Below are 8,827 nucleotides of genomic sequence, written 5' to 3' on the forward strand. Positions count from 1 at the left end.
GTCCTGGGGGCAGTTCGAGCCTTCGAAGGTGGTCACGCGGCCGCCCCCGCCGCCCGCGTGACCACCTTCGAAGGCTCGAACTGCCCCCAGGACAGCCTCTGCCTGTACCGCGACTACGGGTTCAAGGGCGGCGGCATCGCCCTGCGCGCCGGGGACACCGCCCCGTGGCTCGGCGACCTCGGGTTCAACGACCTCATGTCGTCCTGGTCGAACGACAGCGGGGTGGTGTGCCACTGGACGTCCGACGCCTACGGGGGCGGCGACTCCCACGTCATGCACAACGGCTACCGCGTCAACGTCCTGTCCCGGGAGAACGACACCGCCTCCGCCGTGTACTGCTGACGCGAAGTCCCGCGCGAATCACGGGAATCCGCTTCCGGCGGACCATGCCTCTGGCAGGATCCGTGCATGCACACCGAAAGCGACCGGCACGGCGCCTGGTCAGCGCAGAGCGCTGCCCGCGGAAGGCGTCGAGTGGTGTTACCGGATGGCCTGATCACGTCCCCTGCGACGCAGGGTGCGCGGCTGCGCACCGGAAGCGGGGTGAAGCCGTGAACAGGCGCCCCGAAGCGGGGGAGATCGAGGAGATCGCGGCGGCCGGGCGGGCGCTGCGGGAGCGGTCGGCGGCCCTGGCCGACGCGTTCGAGGCGGCGGCCGGGGCGGTGCGGGCGGGCCGGCCGGGGCCGGCCCCGCTCGCCGAGGAGTCCGCGGCCCGCGAGTCCGAGCGGTCCCGCCTCGCCGCGCGGCTCGCGGCGGCCGGCCGCACCTGGGGCCCCGAAGCGGGCTTCGCCGAACTGGACGTCCTGATCGACGGGTTGACGGTCGAGGCGCGTGCGGCCGCGCAGCGGGAACAGGAGCTGGAGGGACTGCGGCACACCCGGGCGGGCCTGCGGACCCTGCTGGACGGCACCGCCGCGGACGCCCCGCACCGGGAGCCGCTCGAACAGTCCCTGGTCATGCTGGACCGGCAGATCGCCGACCTGGAAGGGCTGCTCCGCCCCGCCGCAACGGCAGAACCGGCGCACACGGCCGGCGCCGGGAGCGGAGCCGCGACGACCTCCGACGCAGCAGGCGACCACGGGACCGGCCGGGCCCCCCTCCCGGTGACCGGAACCACCGGCCCGGCGACCACCGCCGAAACCGCCACCGCCCAGGCGGGCCCGGCGCGCCGGCAGGACGCCGACAACGGAGCCGCCCCGTCCACTCCCGCGGACGACGCGGGGACCGGCTCCGGCCGTACGGGCGGCACGGGCGGCGAGTCCGCAACCTCCGCGCACGCGACCGACGACGACGGGAAGGCAACCGCCGCCCGACCCGCGGAGCGCACTTCTCCCGACTCGCGCCGCACGGGTCGCCCGGGCACCGAGCCCGCGGGCGCCCCCGCGGACCCGATCCGCGCACAGGACACCGACAGCGGGGCCGCGCCCGCGGACAACACCCGGACCGGCTCCGGCCGTACGAGCGCCGCGGGCGCCGCACCGGCAGGCCACCCCCGGACCGGCTCTCCGCATCCGGACAGCCCGGGCGCCACACCCGCCGGCGCGCCGACGGACCCGGTGCCCGCACAGGCCGCGGACAGCGGAGCCACCGCCGGCATCACGCCGGCGGCCGACACCGGACGCGGCTCCCGCCCCGCACAGGGCACGGGTGCCACGCCCACCGACCCGGCACACGCGAACGCCGGCGGGGACGAAGCCACCGCCGGATCCGCGGACGACGCCCCGACCGGCTTCCGCTGCACGGACATCCCGGGTGCCGTGCCCACCGGCGCCCCGGCGGGCACGTTGCTCGCGCCGAGCGCCGACAACGGCCGGCCGGCGGGGCCGGTACCCGTGGACCACACCCCGACCTGTTCCCCCGGTGCAGCCGGCGCGGGCTCGGGACCCGCCATCGCCCCGGCGACGAGCCCCGCGCCCGGGCAGGCGGGCGCCGCCGAAGCCCTGGCCGGGTCGGCGCCCACGGGCCCCGTCCCGACGGGTTCCCGGAGCACCGGTGGCGAGCCCACCGCCGCGCACGCCACCGCCCCGGTGCACTCGACGCCCTCGCAGGACGCGGGTGCCGAAGCCGCCACCGGGTCCAGGCCCGCAGAGCCCGCCTCGGTCGAGTCCCGCCGCCCGGGAGCCGGGCCCACCGCCGCGCGGGCAGCCGCGCACGGTACCGACGCGAAGGCGGCCACCGGGTCCGCGCTTGCGGGCCACACCCCGGGCAGCTCCCCCCACCCGGGTGCCGAGCCCACGGGCACCCGGGTTCCGGCGCAGGGCGCCGGCGGCGGAACCACCGCCGGGTCCGCGCCCTCGGGCCGTGCCCCGGCCGGGTCCCGCGGTACCGGCGCCACCGCCGCGGCCACCGCGGCACCGGCCGACACCGGCAGCGGCAGCGGCAGCGGCAGCGGCACCGGCACCGGCACCGGCACCGGCACCGGCACCGGCAGCGTGCCCCGGGCGCGGGTGGCGCGGGACGCCGCCTCCGGCGGCGGGTCGCCGAAGGGCGGCGGCGTGCCGCGGCCCGCCCCCGACGCCGCCACGGCCGGGGACGGCCGGCCGTCGGACGGAGGCGGCGACTGCGCCCCCGCAGCCGCCGGGGCCGCACCGCGCCCCGGTTCCTGGGAGGCGCCCGACGGCGGCGACTCGCCCGTCGCCCGGCTCGTCCGCGACGGCCGCTTCGCGGAGGCCTACTGGCTGACCGTCGGCTCCGCGGAACCCGCGCACCGCAGCGAGTGCCTCGCCTTCGCCGCGGCCGCGTTCGCCTGCGGCGACGAGGAGGAGGCCGTCGCCGTGATGACCGGCTTCGACCCGGACCTGGAGGCGCTGGACGCCGACCGGCCCGCCCTCGTCCTGGCGGCCGCCGCCTCACTGCGGGCCGGGCTGCTCGCCGGCTGGCCCAACGACCTCCTCATCCAGACGGAGCTCACCAGCGCCCTGCCCGGCAACTGGGGCAAGCTGCTGGAGCGGACCGTCGACGCGGTCCGCCGCTACCAGCGCCTGGACCTCGGTGCGACCCGCCTGGCCGGCGACTCCGAGCCCGCGCTCAGCCGGGCCCGGCTCGCCGCCGAGGCCGCGGAACTCCTCGACGCGCTGCCCCGCCAGCGCATCGGCTACCCCCGCGCCACCCAGGTGCGGTCCCGGCTGATCGGCTCCGAGCAGCCGCTCGGCCGCGCCCTCGCCGCGATCAGCGTCTGGGCGGAGGGCACGTCCGGTCCGGCCGAACTCGACGCGATCTGGGAGCTGTTCCGCAAGCGCGGCTCCGCGGAGCGGATGATCGAGGAGGCGGACGCCGCGATCCGCACCCCCAAGCAGGCCAAGGAGCCGATCGAGGCGGCCGCGAAGCGGGCCCTGCTGCGCACCATCGAGCAGGTCAGCGACCTGCTCTCCCGAGCCAGGGCGCTCGCGGCCCCGGCGGTGGACGAGCGGTCGGACTCCGTCACAGCCCTGCGCCACGCCCTGGACCAGGTGCGGGAGGCGGACGCCCCGCCCGGCGTCGAGGGCGCCGCGGTGCTGCGCCTACGCAGCTGGCTGCTCGGCGACGACCGCTCCCCCTCGGGCGCCGTGCCCGTACGCGACCCCGACGGCGACCGGACGGCCGGCCCGCCCGGCGCGCAGGCGCTGCTGGCCGCGCCCGACCTGCCGCGCGCCGCCGACGGCACGCCGCTGCCCGCCGAAGCCGGGTTCCGCGAGGCCGTCCTGGCCCTGCTGGAGCCGGTGGACGCCCGTACCGTCCTCGTCCGGTACTGCGAGCGCGGCGACCTGCACCTCGCGGACGCGCTCGTCGCAGCCCTCGAACGGGACCTCGTACCGGCCGTCCCCGCCGGGCTCGACGCCGTGCCCGGCGACTGGCGGCAGCGGCGCGACGCCGAGTGGTCGCGCTGGAGCGCCGCGCACCGCAGGGCGCACGGCGCGGCCGGGACCCTGCTCGCCGAACTGCGCACGCAGCAGCTCAACCTCCAGGTGGAGCGGGAGCTGGTCGGCCGCCTGGAGCGGCTCAAGACGCCGACCCCCGACGGGGCGTTCGGCCATGCGGCGGCCGGCATCCGGACCCTGGAGTCAGAGATCCGCACGCAGGTCGACGAGTACGTGCGGCGGCTCCGCGAGGCGCTCGCGCTGCTCGACCCGTCCGCGCGGGACATGCACCGGGTCACCTCGCTGCTCGACAACCGGGACACGGTGACGGCGGAGGAGTGCCTGTCGCTGCTGCGCGAGGGCAAGCCGCTCCCCGAGTGGAGCGCCGCCGACTCGGGCGCCGAGCTGGAGCGGTTCACCGCCGGCATCGAGCTGGCCGGCGTCCGCAAGGCGTCCGGCTCGCAGGGCTACTCGGCCCGCCCGTGGGCCGAGTTCTACCTGGCCGGGCAGCCGCTGACCGAAGGCGCGCGCAGCGGCCTGGAGTCCTGGGACGCGCTGTGCCGGCCCGCGACCCGCGGCTCGGAGTGGCAGCGGCACGTGCCGTCCGTGCTGCGGGTCATCGGCCTGGAGTGCCAGGCGACCCCGGTCCGCGACCACCAGCACGAGGTGCGCGGCGTGCTCCGGCTCACCGCGCGGGCGCACGCCAGCGAGACCGTGCCGGGCTATGTGGCGGCGCTCGGGTCGGCGGCGTCCTCGTACACGATCCTCGTCGTCTCCGACGAGCAGCGCGGGCGCAGCCCGCTCGAACTGCTCGACAGCTCCGACTCCGGCGCCTGCCTGATCATCTACCTGTACCCGCTGGGGCTCGCGGGGCGGCGCGAGATGGCGGCGCGGGCCCGGACGGCCGCCTCGCAGCAGGCGCTGGTCATCGACCCTGCCGTGTTCGGCTGGGTCGCGGCCCGCTCGCCGCGCTCGTTCCGGGCGGCGCAGCGGGTGACGCTGCCGTGGACGGCGTACAACCCGTACACGCCGTTCGTGGCCGGGCTCGTCCCGCCGGAGGTGTTCTACGGCCGGCAGGAGGAGATCGCGACGGTCACCGACCGGTTCGGTGCGCTGTTCCTCTACGGGGGGCGGCAGTTGGGCAAGTCGGCGCTGCTGCGCAAGGTGCAGGCGTCGTTCCCGGGGACACCGGACCGCAAGGCGATCTACGTCGACCTCAAGGCGCGCGGCGTCGGCGAGGCGGAGCCGGCCGAGCGGATCTGGCCGGTGCTGGAGGAGGAGCTCAAGCGGGTCGGCGTGCTGCGCGCCGACCGGGCCGCCCACCTGGCGCCGGACGCGGTGCTGGCCCGGGTGGAGCGGTGGCTGGAGGAGAACGCGGACCGCCGGGTGCTGGTCCTCGCGGACGAGGCCGACGCGTTCCTGACCGCGGACTCGAAGGCGGTGCGCGGGCGGGGCGGCGAGGCGACGTTCGCGAACGTGCTGCGGCTGAAGGGGCTGATGGACCGCACCGACCGGCGGTTCAAGATCGTGTTCGCGGGTCTGCACCAGGTGCAGCGGTTCCGGCACCTGTCGAACGTGCCGCTGACGCACGGCGGCCCGGACGTGCTGATCAGCACGCTGAAGCCGACCGAGGCGCAGCGGCTGGTGGTGGAGCCGATGGCGGCGTTCGGGTACCGGTTCGAGCGGCCGGAGCTGGTGTGGCGGGTCCTCGCGGCGACGAACTACCAGGCGTGCCTGGTGCAGATCTTCTGCGAGCGGCTGGTCGCCGCCCTGCGCGGCAAGTCCCTCGCGTCGGCGCAGTGGCCCATCACGGTCACCGACGAGGACGTCCGCGCCGTGACGGGCTCGGCTCAGGTCCACCGGCACATCGCGGAGCGCCTGCGGATCACGATCAACCTGGAGGACCGCTACCGGGTCCTGGCGCTGGTCATCGCCCTGCGCAGCCAGGAGGACGGCTTCCAGGGCGGGTACGACGCGGACGAGCTGCTGAGCGCGGCGAAGAGGCACTGGAAGGTGGGGTTCGGCTCGCTGACGGCGAGCGACGTGCGGATCTACCTGGACGAGATGGTGGGCCTCGGCCTGCTGATCCAACTGGCCGATCCCCGGCTCTACGCGGTCCGCAGTCCGAACGTGGTGAACATGCTCGGCACCCGCGAGGACCTGGAACTGGAGCTGCGGCAGACCGAGTTCGACCTGCCGTACGACTACAACCCGCGGTTCTCCAGGCGGTTCGTCGGCCACGACAGGGAGGGCATCGCCCGCTACAGCCCGCTGACGGAGCACCAGCTCAGCCTGGTCACGGCGCCGGGAGTGGCCGCGGTCTGCCTGACCGAGGCGCACGGCCCGGCGCTGGTCGAGGCGGCCGTGGAGTCGTACGCGAACGCGCGCGAGCTGGCCGTCCGCAGGGCCGGGCCGGACACGCTGGCGGAGGCCATCGCGCAGGACGGCGGCGCCGGCAGCCCGAGCGTGTTCCTCGTCGACCTGCGGGGCCGGCCCGCCGGCGAGACGGCCGCGTGCGCGGAGGCGCTGCACGCGCACACCACCCCGGGCAAGGGGCTGCCGCACCGGGCGGCGGTGCTGCTCGTCGACCCGGACGTACCCGCCCGGCAGAACAAGTTCGTCGCGGCGGTGGTCCACCCGGAGCGGTGGAACGCGGACGGCCTGCGGGCCTGGCCCGAATGCCCCTTCGACACCCCGGACAAGCGGCGCCGCGTCATCGAGCTCACGGGCGGCTGGCCGAACCTGCTGGAGCGGACGGTGCACCGCATCGCCCGGGAGGGCTCGACGCTGGAGGCGGCGCTGGAGGACGCCCGCGACTTCACCGGGCAGGCCGGCTTCGCGCGCAGCCACCTGGCACGCGTCGGCCTGGACGACGCGGTGGTGGCGGTGCTGGCCGAGTGGGCGGCCTACGTGGAGCCGGGCGAAGGCTGCACGTACGCCGACATCGCCTCGGTGACGGGCCTGACGCTCGAACAGGTGGAGGCGCTGGTGCGGCGGCTGTCGGACTCCGGTGTCCTGGACGACGGGCCGGACGGCTGCTCGCTGGACCGGATCACCTTCCGGGCCCTGCAGGCCGTGGCGGACCCGTCGTGAGGCGTGGCTCCTCCGCGGTGTCCGCCGCCGCCCTGCCGGGGGTGCGGCTGTGGACGGGCCGGGTGCTGGAGGACCTGCGGGCGGGCCGCAGCTGCCTGTGCATGCTGCCGCGGACGCCGGCGGGCGGCGCCGGTGCGGCAGCGGTGCTGGACGAGCTCCTGCACGAGCTGGGCGATTTCGTCCTCCTGCCCGCCCCCGGCCCGGCGGACGCGGCCGACCCGGGCGGGGCGGGGCTGCCGGGGCCGCCGGCCGCGGCAGCCCCGCCGGCGGGCGGTCCGTGGTCGGACACCGCACCCGTCCTGGACTACGACGACGGCCTGTCCGCCTTCGGCGCCCGCCCCCGGGGCGGCGGGCCGGCCCCTCCCGCCGCCGTGTCGACCGCTGGCCGGGAGGCAGCGGCCGCGCACGGCCGGAGGGGCGGGACCGGTGGAGGGCCGGAGCCGGGTGCCGGCGCGGCCGCGCCGCCTGCGGGCGGGGAGGTCCCGCTCGCGCACGGCCGGGCGGACGGGACCCGCAAGGTGCCGGGCACCGCCGCGGCCGCGCCGCTCCCGGACGGGGAGCCGGCGGCCGCGCACGGCCCGGCGGACGGGATCGGCCGGGAGCCGGAGGCCTCCGCGGGCTCGGCGGGGGACGCGGAGCCCGCGCCCTCCGCGGCCGGGCGGCCCCCGGAGCGCGGGTGGCCGACGGCGCACGAGCTGGCCGACCGGGTACTGAAGGAGCTGGGAGACGCCGCGCCCGGCGCCGACGGCGGCCCGGGCGCGGGCGTGGACGGGCTGCTGCACCGGCTGACGGACGGCTCCGGCGCGGCCTCGCGGGTGATCGTGGTCCGGGGCTGGCACGAGCCCGCGCCGGCGGCGGCGGCGGAGCTGCTGCGGCGGCTGGCGGCCGCGGTGAAGGCGGCGGGCCTGCCGCCCGAGCGCCGGCCGCGCCTGCTCGTACTGGCCGGGCCGTCGGGGCTCGCGGCGGAGCTGCCGGAGCAGGTGGCCCGCGAGGACGTCGCCGTGCACTGGTGGTGGGGCGTCCACGGGCGGCTGGACACGGCGACCGTCGTGGCGATGGCCAGGCCGCCCGCCGGCGGGCGGGCCGCCCGGCACCAGCTGCTGGAGGCGGTGGCGCAGGCCACGGTCGTGGAGGTGTGCGGCCCGTTCCTGGACCTGGCGGAGCGGCTGGCCGCCGAGTGGGACGGCCGCCCCGACACGCTGCCGCCGCAGCTGCACCGCCTGCTGTCCGACGAAGGCCTGCTCCCCGGCGCCCGGGAGGCGGACGACGCGGTCCGGTCGCTGCCCGCGCAGCGACGGCCCGCCCCGGGCGCGGCGCTCCCGGCACCGGCCGGCGCCCTGCGCGAGGACTGGGACCGGGGCCTGGCCGACCGCTGGGACGGCCGTCTGCGGCACTGGCCGGGCGCGGCAGCCCGCCCGGATCCGCGTACGCGGGAGACGGGAGCCCCGAAGTGGGACTGGGAATGGGAGCACGGCGTGCGCACCCGGATCTGGCTCGCGCAGAACACGGCGCTGCTGCCGCTGCTCGACGAGGCCCGGGAAGCCTTCACGGAGGTCGTCCGCGGCCGCTCGCGCCTGCCGCTGCCCGAGCTGGCCGCCCGGTACGGCCCCCGCCGCGACGGCGCGCCCGGCCCGCGCCCCGGCACGGCCGCCGCCCCTGCGTCGGCGGCGGCCCTGGCCGGGATGGAGCTCGGCGACATGTGGCGGGCCTACGTCCAGGGGGCCGCCCGCCTGAGCCAGCCCGAGGCGGACCGCCTGAGAACCCTGTGGCGCTCCCGCAACAGCCTCTCCCACCGGGAGGCACTGGACAGCCCGCGGCTGGAACGCCTGGCGGACCACCTCACCCGCTGACTCCGCCCCCGCGCCCGCCCCGCTCCGAGGGCGGGCGCGGGGGCGGAG

Annotated in this window: 3 protein-coding genes; all 3 read left to right on the forward strand. The window is 77.9% G+C overall.

Features of this window, described 5'->3' with window-relative positions:
• On the forward strand, positions 1–342 hold a 342-nt coding region (locus EF903_RS23180; RefSeq protein ID WP_260615812.1), incomplete at its 5' end, for a peptidase inhibitor family I36 protein.
• A gap of 209 nt (positions 343–551) precedes the next feature.
• Positions 552–6,929 (forward strand): hypothetical protein, encoded by a 6,378-nt coding sequence (locus tag EF903_RS23185; protein ID WP_125546150.1) that lies wholly within the window; start codon positions 552–554, stop codon positions 6,927–6,929.
• Positions 6,926–8,779 carry a hypothetical protein gene (locus tag EF903_RS23190; protein WP_125546152.1) on the forward strand — a complete coding sequence of 618 codons (1,854 nt, stop codon included), beginning with the start codon at positions 6,926–6,928 and terminating at the stop codon, positions 8,777–8,779. Before EF903_RS23185 ends, EF903_RS23190 begins: the two co-directional genes overlap by 4 nt.
• The last annotated feature ends 48 nt before the right edge of the window (positions 8,780–8,827 follow it).

The organism is Streptomyces sp. WAC05292 (genome assembly GCF_003949955.1).
GTDB classification, from domain to species: domain Bacteria; phylum Actinomycetota; class Actinomycetes; order Streptomycetales; family Streptomycetaceae; genus Streptomyces; species Streptomyces globosus.